This is a genomic window from Rhizobium pisi, from assembly GCF_003938655.1.
Classification (GTDB): domain Bacteria; phylum Pseudomonadota; class Alphaproteobacteria; order Rhizobiales; family Rhizobiaceae; genus Rhizobium; species Rhizobium pisi.
On sequence record NZ_RJJT01000003.1, the window covers coordinates 288,474 to 309,331 of the forward strand.

A 20,858-nucleotide genomic window follows, 5' to 3' on the forward strand; every position below is an offset into this window, starting at 1 on the left:
GTCAACAAGACAAGCAAAGGGAAGGAACTTCAAATGCGCGTCTATTACGATCGTGATGCCGATCTCAACCTCATCAAGGCCAAGAAGGTCGCCGTCATCGGTTACGGTTCGCAAGGCCGTGCCCATGCGCTGAACCTCAAGGACAGCGGCGCCCAGAACCTCGTCATCGCGCTGAAGGCCGGTTCGCCGACAGTCAAGAAGGCCGAAGCCGACGGCTTCAAGGTCATGACGGTTGCAGAAGCCGCCGCCTGGGCCGATCTGATGATGATGGCGACCCCGGACGAACTGCAGGCCGAGATCTACAAGGCTGACATCGCCGGCAATATCCGCGACGGCGCAGCCATCGCCTTTGCCCACGGCCTCAACGTTCACTTCGGCCTCATCGAGCCGAAGGCTTCGGTCGACGTCGTCATGATCGCCCCGAAGGGCCCGGGCCACACGGTTCGCGGCGAATACCAGAAGGGCGGCGGCGTTCCCTGCCTCGTTGCCGTTCACCAGAACGCTTCCGGCAACGCGCTTGAACTCGCTCTCTCCTACGCCTGCGGCGTCGGCGGCGGCCGTTCCGGCATCATCGAAACCAACTTCCGCGAAGAGTGCGAAACCGACCTCTTCGGCGAACAGGTCGTTCTCTGCGGCGGTCTCGTCGAGCTCATCCGCGCTGGCTTCGAAACGCTCACCGAAGCCGGTTACGCTCCTGAGATGGCCTATTTCGAGTGCCTGCACGAAGTGAAGCTGATCGTCGACCTGATCTATGAAGGCGGCATCGCCAACATGAACTACTCGATCTCCAACACGGCCGAGTGGGGCGAATACGTCACGGGTCCGCGCATCATCACCGAAGAAACCAAGGCCGAGATGAAGCGTGTCCTCAAGGACATCCAGACCGGCAAGTTCACCTCCGAGTGGATGCAGGAATACAAGTCGGGTGCAGCCCGCTTCAAGGGCATCCGCCGCGTCAACGACAGCCACCAGATCGAGGAAGTCGGCGCCAAGCTGCGCGGCATGATGCCCTGGATCGGCAAGAACAAGCTGGTCGACAAGTCCGTCAACTAAGCGCTTTTCGGAGCGCGCCGCATCGAACCTGGTTCATGCGGCGCGCTTCGGTCTTTATCCCGATATTTGTTGTTATGCGGTCCTGATCTTGCGGATGCGTGTCGAGCACCACCGCCATGCGGGTGCCACGGCAAAGCTGACGGTCGGGATCATCGCCAGCCCGAGGGCGATGCCGACGAGGCCGGAGCCTGCGGCCTGAACCAGCCAGGAAACCAATCCGCCGATTGCCGGGAGCACATGGGCAGCACTTTCTCCGGCATCATGGAGAAGGTGGCTCGGCCAGCCGAACCCGAACACCTCGGCGCCGTGCACGATAATGCCGCCGCCGACCCATATCATCGCCGCCGTCCCGACCGCACCCAGCACTTTCAGGAGATAGGGCATGCCCTGCACGAGGCCGCGGCCGAGCATGCGCGGAAGTGCGCCCGCTGGAGACGAAGGCGAGCGCTGGGCGAGCCAGAGCCCGACGTCATCAGCCTTGACGATCAAGGCGACGACGCCGTAGACGCCGGCGGTGATCGCAATGCCGACGATGGCAAGGACCAGCGCCTGCGTTGCCAGGCCGGCTTCAGGAACTGAGCCGAGGGTGATCGCCATGATCTCCGCCGAGAGGATGAAGTCGGTCCGGACGGCGCCCGCCACTTTTTCATCCTCGAAGGCCTTCGGATCGACGCTGCCCGCATCGAGCTCGGCTTCGTGCGCGTGCGCGGTATGGGGAAAGACAAGCTCGTAGACTTTCTCAGCGCCCTCATAGCAGAGGTAAAGCCCGCCGAGCATCAGCAGAGGCGTGATGGCCCCGGGCAGGACGAGGCTCAGGATCAGCGCGGCCGGCAGGAGGAACAGGATCTTGTTCTTCAGCGAACCGAGCGTGATCTTTGCGATGATCGGCAGTTCGCGTGCGGGCGAAAAGCCGGTGACATAGCGCGGCGTGACGGCCGTATCGTCGATGACGACGCCGGCGGCCTTCGCGCCGGCCCTGCCGGCCTGGGCAACCACATCGTCGAGCGAAGCGGCTGCAGCCTTGGCAATCGCTGCGACATCATCAAGAAGGGCAATCAGGCCGACACTCACAGGAAACCTCTCATTTGGGCGTTTGCGACGATGAAACTATAGAGCCAGGCGGCGGCCGGGAAGGGGCGATAGCGGCATGACGGCTGCCATCGACGGCCGCTATCAGGCCTTGCCGCTGGCGACAGCTTCCTCGACCGCAAGCTCGGCCATGGCGAGCGCCGCCTCGCGGGTCCTGGCGGCGGCGATGAAACGGCCGTTGTGGCAGAAGCTTGCGCCGCTCACGCCGCAGGCAGCCTCCAACTCGCCATTGGTGAGGCCCGCCCAGGCGGCAGGCAGATCGGCCCTCAGCTCGAAACCGTCGTCGCCGCGGCGGATGCCGGTCACGCACCAGTCCTTTTCGCGCGGGTGGACGACGAAGAGCAGGTGATCGGCGCCGGCCTTCACGATCGCAGGGCGGAAGGGCATTCCCATCGGCAGCTCGAGCACGCGCCCCTCGCCAGTATCCAGGATTGCCCGATGCACGAGGGCCTCGGCCCGCAATTTTGCGGCGCTCTGGGCGATCTTTGCCTCGACGAAGCTGCGGGCAACGGCAAGTGCTGCGTGGAATGCGCGATCGTCGGCCTCGGGATCCCGGTCGTCGAAAACCGGCTTCAGCGTTTCCAGCAATGCGGGCAGGGTGAGCGCGCCAAGCGGCCCGGAGGGGCTGAGTGCGCCATTGTCCGTCAGATCGATCGGCAGCGCGAAGCTTCGATCGAAGGAGGCATGCACCGCCTCGATATGCTCTTCGGGAAGGCCCGCGGCTGCCAGATAATCATGGCCATAATGCTTCCAGATCAGCCCGAACGAGCTGTAGGGCTGGCCGTCCTCCCGCAGCGGCGCGCCGCGCTGATGGTGATCGAAGATCCCCGCCTCGGCGTCATAGGCGCCGCCCACATCGTAAATGATGCGGTCCGCGCCCGGGGTGATCCATTCCGACGCCCGGCTGCGGACGATGCGCGCCTGCGGGAAAAGCCGGGTCAGGATGACGCTCGACAGCAACTCGTCGGCATGGAAGCCACCGGAATGGGTGACGAGGAAATCTGGGATCATGCGGTTCAGCCTTGTCTTTTGCGGAGGACCCGCTTGAGGTTTGCCTGAGATAGCCGTTGCCGGACGCCATCTCAACCCGTCATTCGCGCATTGATGGCTTGGCCCGCACGTCATGGATGACCAAGCGACAGGCGCGCCTTACGAAATTGTATAGTTCGGGCGAAGTCCCCGTGAGTTTTCGAGCGCAGGCTGGGTGGAATCGTAATTACCCAAGTCGAGGCGAGTTCTCATGAATATGCATGCCACAGCTGCCGATGTCGTTTCGGCCGTTCATCCCGTCAGCCTGCGGATCAATACCTATCTCATCAATCTCGACCGGGCGGAGCTTCGCCGGTTTCGCATGGAGCGCCTGCTCACCGAAATCGGCATGGAATTCGAGCGCGTGGCGGCTGTCGACGGCGTGAGCATTGCCTTGCCGCGTCGCGATTTCGACGCGAAATCCTATCTGCGCCGGCATGGCCGCAGACCGAATCCCTTCGAGATCGGCTGCTATCTCAGCCATGTCGAATGCGCGAGGAAGTTCCTTGCCAGCAAAGGTGAATTCGCTCTCATTCTCGAAGACGACCTCGACTTCGACGACGACTTCGCCGAGGTGCTTGCCGCTGCCCTCGAGCGCCAGGATTCCTGGGATATCCTGCGTCTTTCCACCGTGAATAGCGGGCGCAAGCATAAGGTGGGACCGCTCACGGCATCCCGCTCGCTGGCGATCGCGCTCACCCGCGAGAAAGGATCGGGCGCCTATCTCATCAATCGCAAGGCTGCCGGCTGGATTGCGGACATGCTTCTTCCCATGCGGCTGCCCTATGATATCGCGCTCGATTTGGAGTTCGACGAGGGGCTCAGGGCCTGTTTCGTCGATCCGGTTCCGGTGAGCCAGCGGGCTGATGCGCATTCCCAGATACAGGCCGGCCTCTCGACCTACCGGATTGGCCGGCGCCGCCGGCCGTGGAGCGTTCTGCCATATCGCATGGCGGCTGAGGTGCGTCGGTTTGCCGTCCGCTTCATCAGGCTCGCTGCGTGGAAGGTGAGAGGGCCGGCAGCAGCGGGAAGGCTATCGAAATAATGAGGCCCGGATGGTGTTCCCCCATGGCGATCTCGGCCGAGTGCAGGTCGGCGATCGCCTTGACCAGGCTCAGGCCAAGACCGCTTCCCGTCGTCGTGCGGCTCTTGTCGAGGCGATAGAGACGCCGGAAGACCTTGTCCCGCTCTTCGGCGGGAATGCCCGGGCCGTTATCGGCGACCGACAATATGGCGCGATCGTCCTGTCGTCGAAGCGACAGCGTAATGACCGTTCCGGCCGCGCAGTGATTGATGGCGTTCTCGACCAGATTGGCGAGCATCTGCGTCAGCAGATCGCGGTCGCCCCAGATGACCGCAGGCCCGTGGTCGGAGATCGCCAGAGACTGGCCGGCGTCTTCCGCGACGTCGACATAGACTTCGGATATGACCGCAAGCACATCATCGATATCGGTCGCCTGGAAACGCTCCCTGCGGGCGCCGGCCTCGATCTGGGAGATGCGCAGCAGCGCCTCGAAGGTCGCATTGATCCGGTCGCTCTCGTTTCTCGCTTCGTCGAGAAGGCTGGAAACGTCGAGTTGCCGGTCGTTTCGCGTCACCGCGGCATCCAGTGTCAGGCGAAGTCTGTTGAGCGGGGTCTTGAGATCGTGGGCGATATCGGCGCTCACCTGCCGCATGCTCTCGACCAAAGTCTGGAGCCGCTCCAGGGCCGCGTTGATCTGGATTGCCACCGTGTCGATATCGTCGCCGTTTCCGGTGACCGGAATGCGGGCCTGGAGTTCGCCGTGCGAGACGTCGTTCATGGTGCGGGCGACCTTGTCCAGCCTCGCCTGGGCGCGAACGGCGAGGAAGACGCCGCCGCCGATGGCGGTCGCCACCACGATCGCGGCGGCCCATTCGAAGCTCACCAGGACGATTCTCAGCATTTCGTCGATGTCGTTGAAGTTTTCGGCGACCACCAGCGTATAGGGGCCGATCGTGGAGACCTGCATCCGGTAGCGTTCGTGCCCCTTCAGTCCAACATCCCTCGACGTGACGGTGTAGACGCCGTTCGGGATGTGGGGGGCGGCGAAATTGCCGGCAAGTTTGTGGCCGCCGGCGTCCGTCAGCGAGTAAAGCCCGTCGGAGGTCGACTGGAAGCTCGCATAGTTGTTCAGCGTGTTGACGAGGTCCTCGGTGTCGTGGGCCTCGTAGGCGGAGGCGATCAGCGAGTTCATTTCATGCAGCGACTGTTCCAGGTCGCGCTCAAGGCCGGCACGCAGCATGTGGTACATGATCGCGCCGCTGAAGATGAAGGTGACGACGAAGAGGACGCCGAAGGTGACGGCAAGCCGGAACGGCGTGCTCCTGCGCAGCTTAGCGAGGCGCATGCAGGCTGTATCCGGTATTGCGGACCGTATGGAGAAGCTGCGTCTGGAACGGCTTGTCGACCTTGGCCCTCAGCCGGCTGATATGGGTCTCGACGACGCTGGTCTTCGGGTCGAAGTGGAAATCCCAGACCCGCTCCAGCAGCATCGTCTTGGTGATGACGCGGCCTTCGCCGCGCATCAGCACCTCGAGCAAAGTAAACTCGCGCGGCTGCAGCTCGATGATCTGCCCGGCGCGGCGGGCCTCCCGCCGGATGAGATCGAGCTCGAGATCGGCAACCTTCAGGACGGTCTTCTCTTCCCGCACGGGCGGCCGGCGGCCGAGTGCATTCACGCGGGCGAGAAGCTCGGAGAATGCGAAGGGTTTGACGAGATAATCGTCACCGCCCGCCTCAAGCCCCTCGACGCGGTCGTCGACGCCGCCGATTGATGTCAGAAACAGCGCAGGCGTGCCGATTCTTGCGGCGCGAAGCGAACGGACGATGGCAAGACCGTCGAGACCCGGAAGCATGCGGTCGACGACGATGACGTCATAGGCCTCCCGCTGCGCCTGAAAAAGACTGTCGCGACCATCGGCGAACACGTCGCAGACATGCCCGGCCTCCGAGAAGCCCTTGGAGACATAATCCGACGTCTTGGTATCGTCCTCGATAAGCAGGATTTTCATCGGCTGGGTCGTTTCCGCATCTGTGGAGGGGTAAATCTAGCCGATAGGGCGGTTTGATCACAACATACGGATTGGTAAGGTAGGGCGCTTATCGCTCCGCGCTGACCGTAAGCCATCGGGTCGGCTTGCCGTCGTAGCCGCCGCCATTGTGCTCGGCGATGGCAAAGTCGCGCCAGCCGCCTTTCGTCAGAAGGTCCGATAGCCATTCGGCGGAGGGGTAGTTGTAGTAGCGCCCGAGGCCGTCGTGGCCTTCGGCTTCTCCGGCCTTGAAGCTTGCGTGGAGGAGGCCGCCCGGTCTCAGCGCGCGGTGGATGCGGGCGAAGACGTCGGGCAAGTCCGGCCGGGGGACATGAAGAAGGCTCGCATGCGCCCAGACGCCGTCATAGATGCTTTCGGCGTCGAGGTCCTGGAACAGCATCACCTGTACGGGCTTGCCGAGCCGTGCCTCGGCCTGTCTTGCAAGCTCGGCCGAGCCGTCGGTCGGCGTCACGTCGAAGCCCTGCGACAGCATATAGGCGCTGTCCTGCCCGCCGCCGCAGCCGAGTTCGAGGATGGCGGCGCCTGGCGCAAGCCGGGCCAGGAAGGCATCGAGCTGATGTTTCGGCAGGTTGCGCGCCCGGTTGGCGTATGTCTTCGCGTTCTCCCGGTAGAAGGCGGAGGTGCTGTCATTGGGCATGCGGGTCGGATGGTTTCGGCCGGCGGTTGGATTGAAGGTGTCTTTCGGGAAGCCGGTCGGCACCGATGATGTCGATGACGAGGATGCCTTCCGGTACTTCGCGGTAGAAGGCGACGTGGCGCATGTGGAGGAGGCGGCGAAGGCCGGCGCCGAGCTCCTCGCATTCGTCTCCCATGGAAGGCACGCGCGAAAGAAGAATGAAAATCCTGTCCCAGTCGAGAAGATAGGCATCGGCCTGCGCCTCGCCGAAATGCAGACTGGCATATTCGTCGATGCCTGAGAGTACGGCGTCCGCGGTTCGGGTTAGGCTATAGGTAGTCACGCAGCTTCGCCTTCGTTTCCAACAGGATATCGGGAATGCGCCGGTCGCTGACGCCGCTCTCCTCGGCCAACGTCAGAATGTCACGCAGTTCGTCGTCATCGAGCTTGCGGTGATCCTGGTCCTTCACGATCAGTTCCGCCAGGAATGCGTCGGCACTGTCGTACCTGCCGCTTGCGACACGGCGCGCGACGTAGTCCGCCAGATCATCCGGAAGCGAGATCGTCATTTTCGCCATTGAATTCGGTGCCGTCCGCACATGCCGGTTTTCAGCTGTCCCTGATGCCAGATTACCATTCCCCCCGCTGTGATAGAAGCGTTGATCGGTGCCGTCGAGCACTTGGGTCACATGCAGGTCAGTCTTTTTTATCGATATGGACGACGCGCTCGAGGCCCTTGAAATGGGCGTCGCATGTCAGGATATCGGCATCGTGGCGCTCGGCCGTCGCGTAGATGATCGCATCGGCGGTGGCGAGCTTCAGAGTTGCGGATATTTCGGCGGCGCGGCGGGCGAGGACCGTGTCGAGGGGCACCACGATGCATCTGGCGGTATAGGCGATGAAGCTGTCGACGGCTTCGTCGTCTTTTTCGCGTGCCAACCATTTGGAAAGCTCGAGCTGGACGATCGTCGGGACGATACATTGATCGCGTGGCGGGATTTCAGCCTCAAGGCGGTTTCCCGTCACACTTTTCGTCAGCCATTCCACCCATGCGGAGCTGTCGACCACGCGCATCAGAAGCGATCGTTCCGGTCGCGATAGTTTTTCTTGTCCGCACCCTCGGCCATGCCGTGAAGGTCGGCAAGTGTGGGAACCGGCATCAGCAGCACGCCTTTGCCTTTCGGTATAAATACGAATTCCTGACCTGCCGACCAGTGCTGCTCATCGCGCACTTCCTTCGGAATGGATATCTGGAATTTTGCAGAGAGGGTTGCGGTTGCCATTCTTACCTTTCCTCTATCAATTGATAGAAGGTAAGAAATGAACTGGCGTCGGTCAATGGCGAACCGTTTTTCTGATTTGATCACAAAAAACCGGGCGGTGCGCCCGGTTTCGAAGTTGTCGATCTATGTCCGCCCGTCGGGAACGCTGCGGCGTGCCTAATATTCGGATTTCAGGCCGGGATAAGGCGCGTCCAGCCGCGCTCGTCATTCGTTACGCCCTTCTGCAGGCTGACAAGCTGCTGGCGCAATTCGGTGGTCAGCTTGCCGGTCTGTCCGTCTCCGACCAGAAACTCGCCGCCGGCATGTCGAACCAGGCCGATGCCCGCAAGGACCGCGGCCGTGCCGCAGGCAAAGGCTTCGACGAGCTTGCCGCTGGCAGCGTCGGCCTGCCATTCCGCGAAGGAGTAGGGACGCTGCTCGACGCGCAAGCCCTTTTCTCCAGCGAGCGTGATCACCGAGGCCCGGGTGATACCCGGCAGGATCGTGCCGCCAAGCGGCGGGGTCACCACCGATCCGTCGTTCATGACGAAGAAGACGTTCATGCCGCCGAGTTCCTCGACCCAGCGATGCTCTGCTGCATCCAGGAAGACGACCTGGTCGCAATCCTTCTTCGCCGCTTCAGCCTGCGCCACGAGGCTGGCTGCATAGTTTCCGCCGCATTTTGCAGCACCCGTGCCGCCGGCGGCTGCGCGGGTATAGGTGGTCTCGACCCACAGGGAGACCGCCTTCGCGCCGCCCTTGAAATAGGCGCCGACCGGGGAGGCGATGATGCAGAAGATATATTCCTGAGCCGGACGAACGCCGAGAAACGCCTCGTTGGCGAACATGAAGGGGCGAAGGTAGAGGCTGGCGTCGCCGGATGGAATCCAGGCCTTGTCGACGCGGACCAGTTCTTCGACCGCCTTCAGGAAGAGTTCTTCCGGCACGGCAGGCATTGCCATGCGGGCTGCCGACTGCGCGAAGCGGCGGGCGTTCTCTTCAGGCCGGAAGAGCAGGATGCGGCCATCGTCTGCCTTGTAGGCTTTCATGCCTTCGAAGATTTCCTGAGCGTAGTGCAACACGGCGCTCGCAGGATCGAGCTCCAGAGGACGCCGCGGCGTAACCTTCGCATCGTGCCAGCCCTTGTCGGCCGTCCATCGTGCCAGGACCATATGATCCGTGAAGACCTTGCCGAAGCCGGGCGCCTCCAATGCCTTGATGCGGTCGGCATCCGAGACGGGAGACTTGTGGAGTTCGATTTTGATTTCAGGAGAGGCCGACGTCACGGTCATTGCTGGCACCTTGATAGTACATTGAATTGTGGCGGCGACACTACTGCCGCCGAGCTGGTCTTGGAAAGAGCTGAATCAGCCGGTTTCGGCTTTGATCAGAGGAATAACCGCTCGATGTGGCTGACGTCGAGCCGCAAATTCGGGATCGAGCCTCTTCCCGGAAATTTCATCCCTATCGGAAAGACGCTCGCGGATCTCCCGGAAAGGCTTTGGAATATAAAACTTCCAAACTTGTCACTGCGACAAGAAAATAGGTCAGTATTGTTGACATAAATTTTCCCGCGTGGTCTGGTGGCAATGCCAAAAAAATATGAGGAAACCCCATGCTGAACTGGGACACCATGTTTGCGTCGCGCTCGTCGCGCATGCGCGCATCCGAGATCCGCGAGCTGCTGAAGCTTCTCGACCGGCCCGACATCATTTCCTTTGCCGGCGGCATTCCCGATCCGGCGCTGTTTCCGGATCAGGAATTCAAGCAGGCCTATGCCGATATTTTCGAAAGCACCGCCGTCAATTCGGCGCTGCAATATTCGGTCAGCGAGGGCTACAAGCCGCTGCGCGAATGGCTGGTCGGGCAGATGGTCTCGCTCGGCATCCCCTGCGAACTCGACAACGTCTTCATCGTCTCCGGCTCGCAGCAGGGGCTCGATTATCTCGGCAAGCTCTTCCTGTCGCCAAACGATACCGCACTCGTGACCTGGCCGACCTATCTCGGCGCGCTGCAGGCTTTCAACGCCTATGAGCCCGCCTACGACCAGCTGACGCCGAGCGGCAACCGGACGCCGGAGTCATATCGCGCGGCAGCAGCCGCTGCCGGCGGCAAGGTGAAATTCGCCTATCTCTCCGCCGATTTCTCCAACCCGACCGGCGAAACGGTCGATCTTGCCGGCCGCAGGAAGGTGCTGGCGCTCGCCGAAGAACTCGACATCGCCGTCATCGAGGATGCCGCCTACCAGTCGCTGCGCTACGATGGCGAACCGATCCCGCCGATCCTGGCGCTTGAAATCGCCGAGAAGGGCCATATCAACGATACGCGCACGATCTATTGCGGCAGTTTTTCCAAGACGCTGGCGCCCGGCCTTCGCGTCGGCTTCATCGTCGCCAATGCGCCCGTCATCCGCAAGCTGGTGCTGATGAAGCAGGCGGCCGACCTGCATTCCTCGACGATCAACCAGATGGCAATATCCGATGTCGCCGAGCGCGGCTTCGACGCGCAGGTCGCCAAGATCAAGGCCGTCTATATGAGACGGCGTGACTGCATGCTGGCAGCGCTTCAGAAATACATGCCCAAAGGCACGAGCTGGACGAAGCCGGAAGGCGGCATGTTCATCTGGATCACGCTGCCGGAAGGCATGGACGGCGCCAAGCTGCTCGCCAAATCGCTCGAAACCGCCAAGGTCGCCTTCGTGCCCGGCAAGGCCTTCTTCGCCGACGGCTCCGGCGCCAACACTTTCCGCCTCAGCTTCTCCTGCGCCAACGACCAGATGATCGAAGACGGCATCAGCCGACTCGGCAAGCTGATTGCAGACGAGATTGGTGGCTGAGCAGGGCTAGGTGTCGAGCGGGACGTCGCCACGATTCCGCTTCTCCCCAGCGGGGAGAAGATGCCGGCAGGTAGATGAGGGGGTGAGCGGCAAGCCGCGAATGCGCTGAGCGTAAGCGAAGGGCAACATGAAGGGCGTGCCGTGTGGCCCCCTCATCCGACCCTTCGGGCCAGCGACCGGGGTTGAGCCACGGGTCTCAACCCGTCCTTCGGACCCCCGCTGGGGAGAAGAGGGAGCAAGCTGGTGAGGAGCAAACCCCAATCAAAAGATCGTCGTCCAGCCTTCGTTTGCCGTCTCGCTCTTGCCATAACCGACGCGATCGGCCACCGCTCCGTCGCCGTTGCGCAGGATAATATCGCCGCCTCGGTTGGCGAGTTGTGGGCCGCCGGCTGCGGCATTGAGGGCGATGGTGCGCAGTTCGCCGGCGGCAAGGGTTCCCGATAGCGTCTGGGTCCGGCCGTTTTCGTCCTCCAGTTTCCAGCCGTCGAGCGATACTGACATGTCGGAGCGGTTGATGAGCGTCACCGTTTCGGCTTCCACGCCGCCTTCGCCGTTCACCGGGTTGATCAGTGCGGCGATGATGCGCAGCGAGGAGGCGACGACCGGCTGCGGGCGGCGCGTGCCTTCGCCGCGGCCCTGGCCGCCGCGGTTCTCGGAGACGGGATGGCCGGTCGCCGCATCGGTGTTCCAGTTCTGCGACTGGAAGCAAAGGAAGATCGCCACCCATTCGTCGGTGTCGTTGAAATGGACGAGGAGCGCGCCGTCCTGGTTCGGCGCATTGGTGGCCTTGAAGCTGCCGCCGTCGCCCTGGTTCATGTGGATATCGTGGATGCCGTTGCCGGGCTCGAAGTGGAAATATTCGTCCGGCTTATTGTTCTCAGGTCCCCAGGCCTCGCCGAAGGCATAGAAATGCACGTCGGTATCGGCAATGCCTTCCTGGACGATCGGCTCTATGAAATCGCGAAGGTCGTTCTTCGGGCCAGAGAGCTGGAAGGGCGCGACGTTCATGTCCTCGCGCTCGATCAGGCCGCCGCGGACATAATCGATCGCGAGCTCGGGACGGTCCTTGCGGATATCAGTCAGGCCCATCGGCAGGGCTTCGAGCGCCTCGGTCAGTACCGGGTGCTTGAAGTCGACGATGTTGGCATAGAGCAGGTCGTGCGGCGATTCCTTGGAGCGGACGTTGAGCGCGATGCGATAACTAACGCCGTTCGCCTCGATGCGGATCTCGATGTGGGGATCGTTGTCGTCATCGAGGGCGAGCGCGCTCGCCGTGCCCTTCAGGACCTTGTAATTCTTCAGCATGGAGAACCTCCCTGGCGGTGGCGGGATCTCACGATAGCACGGTGAAAGTGCATCTTTTGTGACGCATCACTTTCACCGTGCAATGCCGTAACTGCCCTTGCTTTATTGCTTGATATGCGGGCCGAAAAGCTCGAGGTCGGCTTCGCCAAACCGGTCGCTCGCCGTGTTCAGCTGGTGCCAATAGGGATAGATCACCGGCGGCAGGCTGACGGCGTCGAGGCGCTTGCGCTCCTCTTCCGTGAGCTTCAGCTCGGCGGCGGCGATATTGTCGTGGAACTGGGCTTCGGTGCGGCCGCCGATGATGACCGAGGTCACCGCCTTGCGGCCGATCAGCCAGGCAAGGGCCACCTGCGCGGCCGAGACACCGCGTTCCTCACCGATCGCGACCAGGGTCTCGACGATGTTCCAGAGGCGGTTCTCGTCGCGGATCGGCGGCTCGGTCCAGCCGGCGAACTGGCGCGTGCCTTCGGGGGCTGCCTGGTTGCGGCGGTGCTTGCCGGAAAGCAGGCCGCCGGCGAGCGGGCTCCAGACCAGCACGCCGAGGCCCTGGTCGATCGAAATCGGCAGCAGCTCGTATTCGGCGTCGCGGGCTTCCAGCGTATAGTGGATCTGCTGGCTGACGAAGCGCTGGTGCTTGTGCTCATTGGCGATGCCGAGCGCCTTCATGATGTGCCAGCCGGAATAGTTCGAGCAGCCGACGTAACGCACCTTGCCCTGCCGGATCAGGGTGTCGAGCGCTTCCATCGTCTCTTCGAGCGGCGTCTGGCCGTCCCATTCATGCACCTGGTAGAGGTCGATGACATCGGTCTTCAGGCGCTTCAGGCTCGCCTCGCATTCGCGGATCAGGTGGTAGCGCGACAGGCCGCTGTCGTTCGGGCCTTCGCCCATGCCGAAGCGGGCCTTGGTGGCGAGAAGCACGCCTTGCGGCCGCTTGCCGGCGAGAACCTCGCCGATGATGTTTTCGGATTCGCCGTTGGAATAGACATTGGCGGTGTCGATGAGGTTGATGCCGGCGTCGATGCACATGTCGATCATCTTCTTCGCCTGGGTGACGCCGAGATCACCCACCATCTTCGCCCAGCCGACGCCGCCGAACGTCATCGTGCCCATGGTCAAAGTCGAAATCTTCAGGCCCGAACGGCCAAGCAGACGATATTCCATTGAAATTCCTCCCTCATGGAAAATACAGGATTGACGTACCTCAGCGCGGCGAAATGGCAATGGCGGCGCGTTCACGCCTGCGTGAGGCTTAGGCAAGATTGTGGGCGCCGACATCGTCCGGCCGTCTGGCGTGCCGCGTCAGGTCTCTTCGCTGCCCTTCTTGTGAATGTTGTCGCGGATGGACGCAATCGTTTCCCGAATCTTATCGACGGTCACGGCGTCGAGGCCGACGGCTTTTCCGATGCAGTCGAACACATGGGCGGCACGGCCCTTCAGGGCGTACCCCTTCGTCGTCAGGCGCAGTAGGACCTGGCGCTCATCGGCGGGATTTCGGTTGCGGGTGACGAAGCCGACATTCTCCAGCCGCTTCAGCAGCGGGGTGAGGGTGCTCGAGTCGAGAAACAGCGTCTCGCCCAGATCCTTGACCGTGCGGTCGTCACGCGCCCACAATGCGGTCATCACCAGGAATTGCGGATAGGTGAGATCCAACTCGTCGAGCAGCGGGCGGTAAAGCTGGTTAAAGGCGTGGCCTGCCGAGTAGATTGAAAAGCAAAGCATTTCATCGACCTTCGGCACGTCGGCGAGATCATCTGATGTGGCGTTTGTCATCACATTCTCCTCAGGCTTCAATATAATTTGTGCGCGATCTATTTGCAAGCTATTGACGTCTCGGCGGAAGCGACCTATTTAGATCGCGTACAAGTAAATCGCTTACAAATTAAATGTTGGGAATGCGAGTGAACCGCCTGCCGCGTCAAGAGATGCGGAAACAAGTGATCCTCCTCTGCCTGCTTCACCATGCCTAGTGAAACTCAACCGACGAAAGGAAATGACCAATGTTCAAGTTTGCTGCTGTCGTCGCCCTGGCGGGCGCGCTTCTTTCCGGTACCGCCGTTGCCGAGCCGGCCAAGCCGACCATCGTCCTCGTTCATGGCGCCTTTGCCGATTCATCCAGCTGGAACGGCGTCGTCGAAATCCTGCGCAAGGACGGGTTCCCGGTCGTGGCTGCCGCCAATCCGCTGCGCAGCGTTTCCAATGACGCCGCCTATGTTTCTGACGTGGTCAGCAGCATTGCCGGCCCGGTCGTTCTCGTCGGCCATTCCTATGGCGGGCAGGTGATCTCGACCGCCGCAAACGGCCATGACAACGTCAAGTCGCTGGTCTATGTCGCGGCCTTCGCGCCTGATGCAGGGGAATCGGTTGCCGATCTCGCCGGCAAGTTTCCCGGCGGCACACTCGGCGCAGCGCTTGCACCCCCGGTGAAGCTCAGCGCAGGCGGCGTCGATCTCTATATCGATCAGGCGAAGTTCCATGACCAATTCGCCAGCGACGTGCCGGCTGAACAGGCTGCCCTGATGGCGGCGGCTCAGCGGCCGGTCACCGAGGCAGCCCTTACCGAAAAGTCGGGCGAGCCCGCCTGGAAGAAGCTGCCGTCGTGGTTCGTCTACGGCACCGGCGACAAGAACATCCCGGCCGCAGCTCTCAGCTTCATGGCCGAGCGGGCAGGCTCGAAGGGGACCGTCGTGGTCGAGGGCGCTTCCCACGTCGTAATGGTTTCGCAGCCGCAGAAGGTGGCAGACCTTATTGAAAAGGCCGCGAAATAACGTTCGACCAGGATCACGGCGCGCAAGCGCCGTGATCCCATCTATTGCCGCGCTAGGATGATCAGCCGGTCGGCTTCGGCGAAGGCCAGGAGATCCGATTTGACGGGATTGACGACGACGCCGGCGAGATTGCGGGCGTCGGCATCGCCCGGCCGCTGGCGGCGATAGCCGATGGCGACTTCGCCGCGGCGCAGCGCCGCCAGGCAGATCGTATAGAAGGTCACCGGCCTGTCGATGGACACATAGTCCGTGACCGGGCGCATGTAGATCTCGGAACCGTCCTCATCGAGCAATTCGTCGAAGATCGCCGCCATCTGGGCGTTTTCGGAGGCCTGCGCCAGCATCAGGCTGACGAGCTTGTTGCTGACGACGAAATCGTCGGCACGGGTGACGGCAGCAAGTTCGCGGTTGCGCACGTCGATCATCTCGCTGACGATGCCGATGTGGCGGCCGTTGGTCTCGGCGATCCGGCGCAGCTGCAAAAGCGTGACGAGCGTGCGCGTATCGGCCGGCTGCGGGCCCATGTGGTCGGAGTAGCCGAGCACCAGCACGTGGTCGTAGGCCGGAACGCCGAGGCCGTCGAGTTCGGCGCGGCTGCTGGTATCGGTGACGCGGCAGGTGACTTTCATGTTGTCGCCGGCAAGCTTCAGGCCGCGGACTTCTTCCTCGATGCCAGGCGTATCGGCGGCGACGGTAAGCTCGGAGCCCGCGGCGACATAACGCGACAGCTCGTGGGCGATGATCGGGCCGCGGCGGTTCCAACCGAGCATCAGCGTGCGTTCGGCCTTCGCCTCCCGTGCCACCGGGGCGACGATCGCCTCCTTGTCGACGCGCATCTCGACCGCGCCGCTTTTGATCGCCGCATCGTCCTCGGCGATGATGATGGCGCGCTCGCCGGGCTGGAAGATGCGGTTTGCCGGCGGGTTGAGATAGACTTCGCCCTCGGTGTCGCAGAAGCCGATCAGCGTCGAGGTCTCGTACATCATCACGGCGGCGCCGAAGCTTTTGCCGGAGAGTTCGGGCTGGTCGAGCGTATAGATCTCGCAGCCGTCGAAATCGAGCAGCTCGGAATAGACGCCTGACAGTCCCGACTGGCGGCTCGAATGGGCGACGATGCGGGAGATCAGGTCGTCGGCCAGGACCAGCTGCAGCTCCTTGCCGCCAACGATGCGTGCTACCTCAGCGTTTTTCGCATCGCGGATCTCGGCGGCGATCTGGTAGGGCTGCGCGCGCCGGCCCGGATCGTTGACGAGGGCGAGCACCGTCTTGATGACCTCGGAGTCGGCATGGCCGCCTTCCGGCGACAGCACGATGATCGAGCGGGAGGTCTGCGGATTGACGATGTTGATGTCGTAGAGATCCGTGGGATCACCGCTGCGGCAGATGATGCGGGTGTTTTTGAAGTCGCCGATCTTGTCGGCAAGCTCGTCCTCCATCTCCACCTTGTCCTTGGCGGCCATGATGACGATGCGCGGGCGGCGCCGGCTGGCATTGGCGATGACAAGCTCGGAGATGACGTCGAAGATCGAGGGCGACCAGTTGAAGATGATCGTGTGATCGTTTTCGAGCACCTGCGAACGGCCCTTGCGCAGGTCGTCGAGCTTTTCTTCGAGACCCGAGCTCAGCACGCCGATGAGGGCGGAGAAGACGAAGATGCCCGATATGGTGACGACGAGCGAGACGCTGCGGAAGGGCCAGCCGAGATCGCCGCCCATTGTGCCGGCATCCATGGTGCGCATCAGCGATTCCCATGCGCCCTCGACGAAGCTCATATGCTCGCTGCCGTCGGGCGCAATGCCCGTCAGCGCCAGTACCAGCCCGGCGGCGATGATGACGACCAGCGATATCACCGCCAGCCAGCCGATCAGCGCGATCGGGCCGGCCGCCATGCTCTTGTCGAACTGGTAGCGCAGGCGCGCACGCCAGGGTGTTCTTTTCATTCCGCCGTCCCCTCGAATCGGCCCGGACGGGCCGCATTCACAGGCGATTCCAGAAATCGGGAGGGCGATCAACTGTATTGTCGGCGGGGCGAGCGAACTCGGCGGGAAGGTTGTGGGAATGGCGTCTGGCGGCTGCGGCGTGCTGTCACATGTCTGTCAACGGCCCCTAATATGGGAGGGGTAACGAAATCGAGGATCTTCCCATGAAAACGATCGTTTCCGCCGCTGCGCTTCTCGCCGCGAGCCTCTTCGCCATTCCAGCGTCCGCCGCAAACCTGGTTCTCTACACCAGCCAGCCGAATGAAGACGCGCAGGCGACGGTCGACGGCTTCATGGCCGCCAATCCCGATATCAAGGTCGACTGGGTCCGCGACGGCACGCCGAAGATCATCGCCAAGCTGCAGGCCGAGATCCAGGCCGGCAATCCGGTCGCCGACATTCTCCTGATCGCCGACATGGTGACGCTGGAGCGCCTCAAGGAGGATGGCAAGCTTCTCGCCTACAAGTCGCCGGAAGCAGCCCATTACGACGCCGCTCTCTATGATGCCGACGGTTACTACTACTCCACCAAGCTGATCACGACAGGCATCATGTACAACACCTCTGCGGCGATGAAGCCGACGAGCTGGAAAGACCTGACGAAGCCGGAGGCCAAGGGCCTCGTCACCATGCCGAGCCCGCTTGCCTCGGGCGCGGCGCTGATCCACGCCCAGACGCTCGCTGCCGTTCCCGGCCTCGGCTGGGATTTCTACAAGTCGCTTGCGCAAAACGGCGCGATCGCGGCCGGTGGCAACGGCGCCGTGCTGAAGTCGGTCGCCTCGGGCGAAAAGGCCTATGGCATGGTCGTCGATTACCTGCCGATCCGCGAGAAGGCCAAGGGCGCTCCCGTCGAGTTCGTCTTCCCGAGCGAAGGCGTTTCGGCCGTCACCGAGCCGGTCGGCATCCTGGCCAGCACCAAGAACGCAGATGCCGCCAAGAAGTTGGTCGATTACGTGCTCTCCGAAAAGGGCCAGGAAGGCTTCCTGAAGCTCGGCTACATCCCGGCCCGCAACGGCATGAAGCTGCCGGAAGGTTTTCCGGCGCGCGACGCCATCAAGGTCCTGCCGATCAAGGCGGCTGAAGCATTGAAGAATACCGACCAGGATCTGAAGACCTTCTCGGGCATCTACGGCTCGAACTGATCCTTCCATGCAAGGATATGTCAGAACAGGAAACAGCCAGCCCGCCTGGCTGTTTCCTTTTATCGTCACCACAGTCCTGATCCTCAGCGTGCTGCCGCTCGCCCGCCTTGCCATGGTCGGGATCGCGGCTTTCGCCAGTGGCGGCGTGATCGATGTGTTGAGTGAGCCGTCGCTCTGGTCGGCGACCTATTACACTGTCGTCACCGCGGTTCTCGGCACCGTCATCTCGCTCGTCATCGGCTGCCTCTTCGCCTTCCTGCTGACGCTGACCGATATTCGCGGCAAGGGGGCGCTCAGCTTCTTCTTCGTGCTGCCGATGATGATCCCGCCGCAGGTGACGGCGCTTGCCTGGGTGCAGATGTCGGGTCCATCAAGTCCGCTGCTGAAGGCGCTCTCCATCGCCCCGCCGCTCGGTTCGCCGCAGCCGCTCTATTCCGTCGGCGGCATCGCGCTGCTCTATGGCGTGCAGCATGCGCCGCTGGTCTATCTGGCGCTCAGGGCAGGGCTGATGACGCTGCCGCGCGACGGCGTCGAGGCGGCGCGGCTTTCCGGTGCCTCCAGCCTGCGGGTGTTCCGCGACATCATCCTGCCTTTGTCGCTGCCCGGCATCATCGCGGGAGCGGCGATCTCCTTCGTCTCCTGCACCGGCAATTTCGGCATTCCGGCCATTCTCGGCATTCCGGCTTCGATCTTCACGCTGCCGACGTTGATCTTCACCAAATTCTCAGCCTTCACCAGCCGCACCTTCGGCGATGTCGCCGTGCTCTCGGCGATCATTGCGATGATCTCGGTCGCGGGGCTGATGATCCAGGACCGGGCGCTGCGCGGCCGCGATTACCGCGTCATCGGCCTGTCGGGCGCGGGTGCTGCCTTCGAACTCGGCGCCTGGCGCCTGCTGTTCACGCCGCTGCTCTGGGCGATCCTGTTCCTCATGCTGGCCGCACCCTTCCTGGCGCTCGTCGCCGGTGCGCTGGTGCCGGCCTATGGCGTGCCGCTCACCTTCAAGACCATGTCGCTGCATGCCTTTCAGGAAATCCTGTTCCGGCAGGCGGTGACGCGCACGGCTTTCGTCAATTCACTGTCGCTCGCCGGCGCAACGGCACTTGGTCTCCTCGTGCTGACGGTGCTTGAGGCCTATGTCCTGACGCGGCGCAGGGATGCGGCTTCCCGCATTGTCGCCAGCCTGATCGAGATACCCTATTCGCTGCCGGGCATCGTCATGGCGGTGTCCTTCATCCTGGTCTTCGCAGCCCCCATTCCGGTCCTCGATATCTCGCTCTACGGCACGATCTGGATCATCCTGATCGCCTATTTCTCCTCCTTTTTCGCCGTCAGCCTGAAACCCGTCGTCAGCGCCTGTCATCAGCTCGATCCGGCGCTGGAAGAGGCCGCGCGGCTTTCCGGCGCCGGCTTCTTCCGTAGGCTTTTCGATATCATCGTGCCGCTGATTGCGCCGGCCGCCGGCGCTTCCGTCATCCTCGTCTTCCTGATCGCCTGCAACGAGCTGACGATCTCGGCGCTGCTCTGGTCGGCCGGCACACAGACGCTCGGCGTCGCCATCTACAATCTCGACGACAGCGGCAGTTCCGACCTTGCCTCGGCGCTCTCGGTGCTCGTCGTCCTCATGGTCGTCGTCATGATGCTGCTGCTCGAACTCCTGGCAAAACGCCTGCCGAAAGGAGTGGTCCCGTGGCGCAACTGATCCTCAACCGGCTCGCCAAGGATTTCGGCACAGGGCGCGCCGCGGTCAGCGATTTCTCGCTCGACGTGCGCGAGGGCGGCTTCCTGGCGCTGCTCGGGCCTTCCGGCTGCGGCAAGACGACGGTGCTGCGCATGATCGCCGGTTTCGAAACGCCGAGCGACGGCTCGATCCATCTCGGCGAGCGGCTGCTGGCCGATGCCTCGAAATCGCTGCCGCCGGAAAAGCGCAACATGGCGATGGTTTTCCAGTCCTATGCGCTCTGGCCGCATATGAGTGTCGCCGACAATGTCGGCTATCCCCTGAAAGTACGCGGCATATCAGGCGAAGCCTACCGGGCGAAGGTGCGCGATGCCCTCGGCACCGTCCGGCTTGCCGATTACGCCGAGAGGCGGCCGGCCGATCTCTCGGGCGGCCAGCGCCAGCGCGTGGCGCTCGCCCGCTGCCTGGTGACATCGCCCGACGTGGTGCTACTCGACGAACCGCTCGCCAATCTCGACCGGCACCTGAAGCAGGAAATGGAGGAGACGTTCCGCGAGTTCCACCAGCGCTCGGGCGCTGCGATGATCTATGTCACCCACGACCAGAGCGAGGCGATGGCGCTGGCAACCGACGTCGCCGTCATGTCGGAAGGCCGCCTGCTGCAGGTGGCGCCGCCGGCCGAGATCTATGCCCGGCCGGAAGGGCGCATCGTCGGCGGCCTGATCGGACGCGGCGCGATCCTGACGCTGCCGGTCATGGGCGGCGAACGCCAGCTGGAGTGGGACGAGCTTCAGGATGCGCTGCATGCCGCCAATACCGATGGCGCCGATATCCTCGTGCGGCCGGAGGATGTGATCATCGGCGGCGAGGGCGCGCGAGCAACCGTCGAATCCGTGCTCTTCGAGGGCGAGCGTTATGCCGTGAAACTGACGCTCGGCAACGGCCAGACGCTGCGCGCCTACAGCCGCGTCGCTGTCGTGCCCGGCGAGGCGGTCCGCGTCGTCATCCGCGCCGGGTGGCGGCTTTAGA

21 protein-coding genes are annotated in these 20,858 nt (G+C 62.8%); 7 read left to right on the top strand and 14 right to left on the bottom strand.

Annotated features, from left to right (window positions below; all coding sequences use genetic code 11):
* The first annotated feature begins 33 nt into the window (after window positions 1-33).
* Window positions 34-1,053, top strand: a complete 1,020-nt coding sequence (gene ilvC / locus EFD55_RS06000; RefSeq protein ID WP_125843698.1) for a ketol-acid reductoisomerase — start codon at window positions 34-36, stop codon at window positions 1,051-1,053.
* A gap of 72 nt (window positions 1,054-1,125) precedes the next feature.
* Here ilvC and EFD55_RS06005 read toward each other — a convergent pair whose 3' ends face one another.
* Both EFD55_RS06005 and EFD55_RS06010 read right to left on the bottom strand, forming a co-directional pair.
* Entirely contained in the window at window positions 1,126-2,124 is a 999-nt protein-coding gene (locus EFD55_RS06005; RefSeq protein ID WP_125843699.1) for a DUF808 domain-containing protein, read from the bottom strand.
* A 102-nt stretch (window positions 2,125-2,226) separates the two neighbouring features.
* Complete coding sequence (locus tag EFD55_RS06010; RefSeq protein WP_125843700.1) at window positions 2,227-3,153, bottom strand: MYG1 family protein; 927 nt, start codon at window positions 3,151-3,153, stop codon at window positions 2,227-2,229.
* Between the two features lie 229 nt (window positions 3,154-3,382).
* Here EFD55_RS06010 and EFD55_RS06015 point away from each other — a divergent pair, with 229 nt between their 5' ends.
* Window positions 3,383-4,216, top strand: a complete 834-nt coding sequence (locus EFD55_RS06015) for a glycosyltransferase family 25 protein (RefSeq protein ID WP_125843701.1) — start codon at window positions 3,383-3,385, stop codon at window positions 4,214-4,216.
* Here the strand turns inward: EFD55_RS06015 and EFD55_RS06020 are convergent.
* From EFD55_RS06020 to EFD55_RS06055, 8 genes are all read right to left on the bottom strand, one after another.
* A complete protein-coding gene (locus EFD55_RS06020) occupies window positions 4,158-5,540 on the bottom strand; it encodes a sensor histidine kinase (RefSeq protein ID WP_125843702.1) in 1,383 nt (460 codons plus the stop codon). The genes EFD55_RS06015 and EFD55_RS06020 overlap by 59 nt on opposite strands.
* Window positions 5,527-6,204 carry a winged helix-turn-helix domain-containing protein gene (locus EFD55_RS06025; RefSeq protein ID WP_125843703.1) on the bottom strand — a complete coding sequence of 226 codons (678 nt, stop codon included), beginning with the start codon at window positions 6,202-6,204 and terminating at the stop codon, window positions 5,527-5,529. The genes EFD55_RS06020 and EFD55_RS06025 overlap by 14 nt, the downstream gene beginning before the upstream one ends.
* Window positions 6,205-6,292: 88 nt before the next feature.
* Window positions 6,293-6,880, bottom strand: a complete 588-nt coding sequence (locus EFD55_RS06030) for a class I SAM-dependent methyltransferase (protein WP_125843704.1) — start codon at window positions 6,878-6,880, stop codon at window positions 6,293-6,295.
* Window positions 6,870-7,202, bottom strand: a complete 333-nt coding sequence (locus EFD55_RS06035; protein ID WP_125843705.1) for a type II toxin-antitoxin system RelE/ParE family toxin — start codon at window positions 7,200-7,202, stop codon at window positions 6,870-6,872. The genes EFD55_RS06030 and EFD55_RS06035 overlap by 11 nt, the downstream gene beginning before the upstream one ends.
* The gene (locus tag EFD55_RS06040) at window positions 7,189-7,437 is read right to left on the bottom strand and encodes a ribbon-helix-helix domain-containing protein (protein ID WP_125843706.1); all 249 of its coding nucleotides are present in this window, start codon (window positions 7,435-7,437) and stop codon (window positions 7,189-7,191) included. The genes EFD55_RS06035 and EFD55_RS06040 overlap by 14 nt, the downstream gene beginning before the upstream one ends.
* A 118-nt stretch (window positions 7,438-7,555) precedes the next feature.
* The gene (locus EFD55_RS06045; protein WP_125843707.1) at window positions 7,556-7,933 is read right to left on the bottom strand and encodes a type II toxin-antitoxin system VapC family toxin; all 378 of its coding nucleotides are present in this window, start codon (window positions 7,931-7,933) and stop codon (window positions 7,556-7,558) included.
* Window positions 7,933-8,142, bottom strand: a complete 210-nt coding sequence (locus tag EFD55_RS06050) for an AbrB/MazE/SpoVT family DNA-binding domain-containing protein (RefSeq protein ID WP_125843708.1) — start codon at window positions 8,140-8,142, stop codon at window positions 7,933-7,935. The genes EFD55_RS06045 and EFD55_RS06050 overlap by 1 nt, the downstream gene beginning before the upstream one ends.
* 170 nt (window positions 8,143-8,312) lie before the next feature.
* On the bottom strand, window positions 8,313-9,413 hold the full coding sequence (locus EFD55_RS06055) for a branched-chain amino acid aminotransferase (protein WP_125843709.1): 1,101 nt from the start codon (window positions 9,411-9,413) through the stop codon (window positions 8,313-8,315).
* Window positions 9,414-9,736: 323 nt separating this feature from the next.
* Between EFD55_RS06055 and EFD55_RS06060 the strand changes: the two genes are divergently transcribed.
* Entirely contained in the window at window positions 9,737-10,957 is a 1,221-nt protein-coding gene (locus EFD55_RS06060) for an aminotransferase-like domain-containing protein (protein WP_125843710.1), read from the top strand.
* 261 nt (window positions 10,958-11,218) lie between these two features.
* Here the strand turns inward: EFD55_RS06060 and EFD55_RS06065 are convergent, their stop codons facing one another.
* From EFD55_RS06065 to EFD55_RS06075, 3 genes are all read right to left on the bottom strand, one after another.
* A complete protein-coding gene (locus EFD55_RS06065) occupies window positions 11,219-12,262 on the bottom strand; it encodes a DUF2278 family protein (protein WP_125843711.1) in 1,044 nt (347 codons plus the stop codon).
* A gap of 102 nt (window positions 12,263-12,364) precedes the next feature.
* Window positions 12,365-13,423, bottom strand: a complete 1,059-nt coding sequence (locus EFD55_RS06070) for an aldo/keto reductase (RefSeq protein WP_125843712.1) — start codon at window positions 13,421-13,423, stop codon at window positions 12,365-12,367.
* A 138-nt stretch (window positions 13,424-13,561) separates the two neighbouring features.
* Window positions 13,562-14,032: a MarR family winged helix-turn-helix transcriptional regulator gene (locus tag EFD55_RS06075; RefSeq protein WP_125843713.1), complete on the bottom strand. Its 471-nt coding sequence runs from the start codon at window positions 14,030-14,032 to the stop codon at window positions 13,562-13,564.
* Between the two features lie 227 nt (window positions 14,033-14,259).
* Between EFD55_RS06075 and EFD55_RS06080 the strand changes: the two genes are divergently transcribed.
* Entirely contained in the window at window positions 14,260-15,027 is a 768-nt protein-coding gene (locus EFD55_RS06080) for an alpha/beta fold hydrolase (protein WP_125843714.1), read from the top strand.
* Window positions 15,028-15,068: 41 nt separating this feature from the next.
* Here the strand turns inward: EFD55_RS06080 and EFD55_RS06085 are convergent, their stop codons facing one another.
* Window positions 15,069-16,967, bottom strand: a complete 1,899-nt coding sequence (locus EFD55_RS06085) for a CASTOR/POLLUX-related putative ion channel (protein WP_125843715.1) — start codon at window positions 16,965-16,967, stop codon at window positions 15,069-15,071.
* Window positions 16,968-17,170: 203 nt separating this feature from the next.
* Here EFD55_RS06085 and EFD55_RS06090 point away from each other — a divergent pair, with 203 nt between their 5' ends.
* Genes EFD55_RS06090 through EFD55_RS06100 form a run of 3 tightly spaced genes read left to right on the top strand, consistent with a single transcriptional unit; the run spans window position 17,171 to window position 20,857 of the window.
* Window positions 17,171-18,148, top strand: a complete 978-nt coding sequence (locus tag EFD55_RS06090; RefSeq protein WP_125843716.1) for an ABC transporter substrate-binding protein — start codon at window positions 17,171-17,173, stop codon at window positions 18,146-18,148.
* Window positions 18,149-18,155: 7 nt separating this feature from the next.
* Window positions 18,156-19,850: an ABC transporter permease gene (locus tag EFD55_RS06095; protein ID WP_125843717.1), complete on the top strand. Its 1,695-nt coding sequence runs from the start codon at window positions 18,156-18,158 to the stop codon at window positions 19,848-19,850.
* Window positions 19,838-20,857, top strand: coding sequence for an ABC transporter ATP-binding protein (locus EFD55_RS06100; protein WP_125843718.1), 1,020 nt, complete (start codon window positions 19,838-19,840; stop codon window positions 20,855-20,857). Before EFD55_RS06095 ends, EFD55_RS06100 begins: the two co-directional genes overlap by 13 nt.
* Window position 20,858 lies beyond the last annotated feature (1 nt).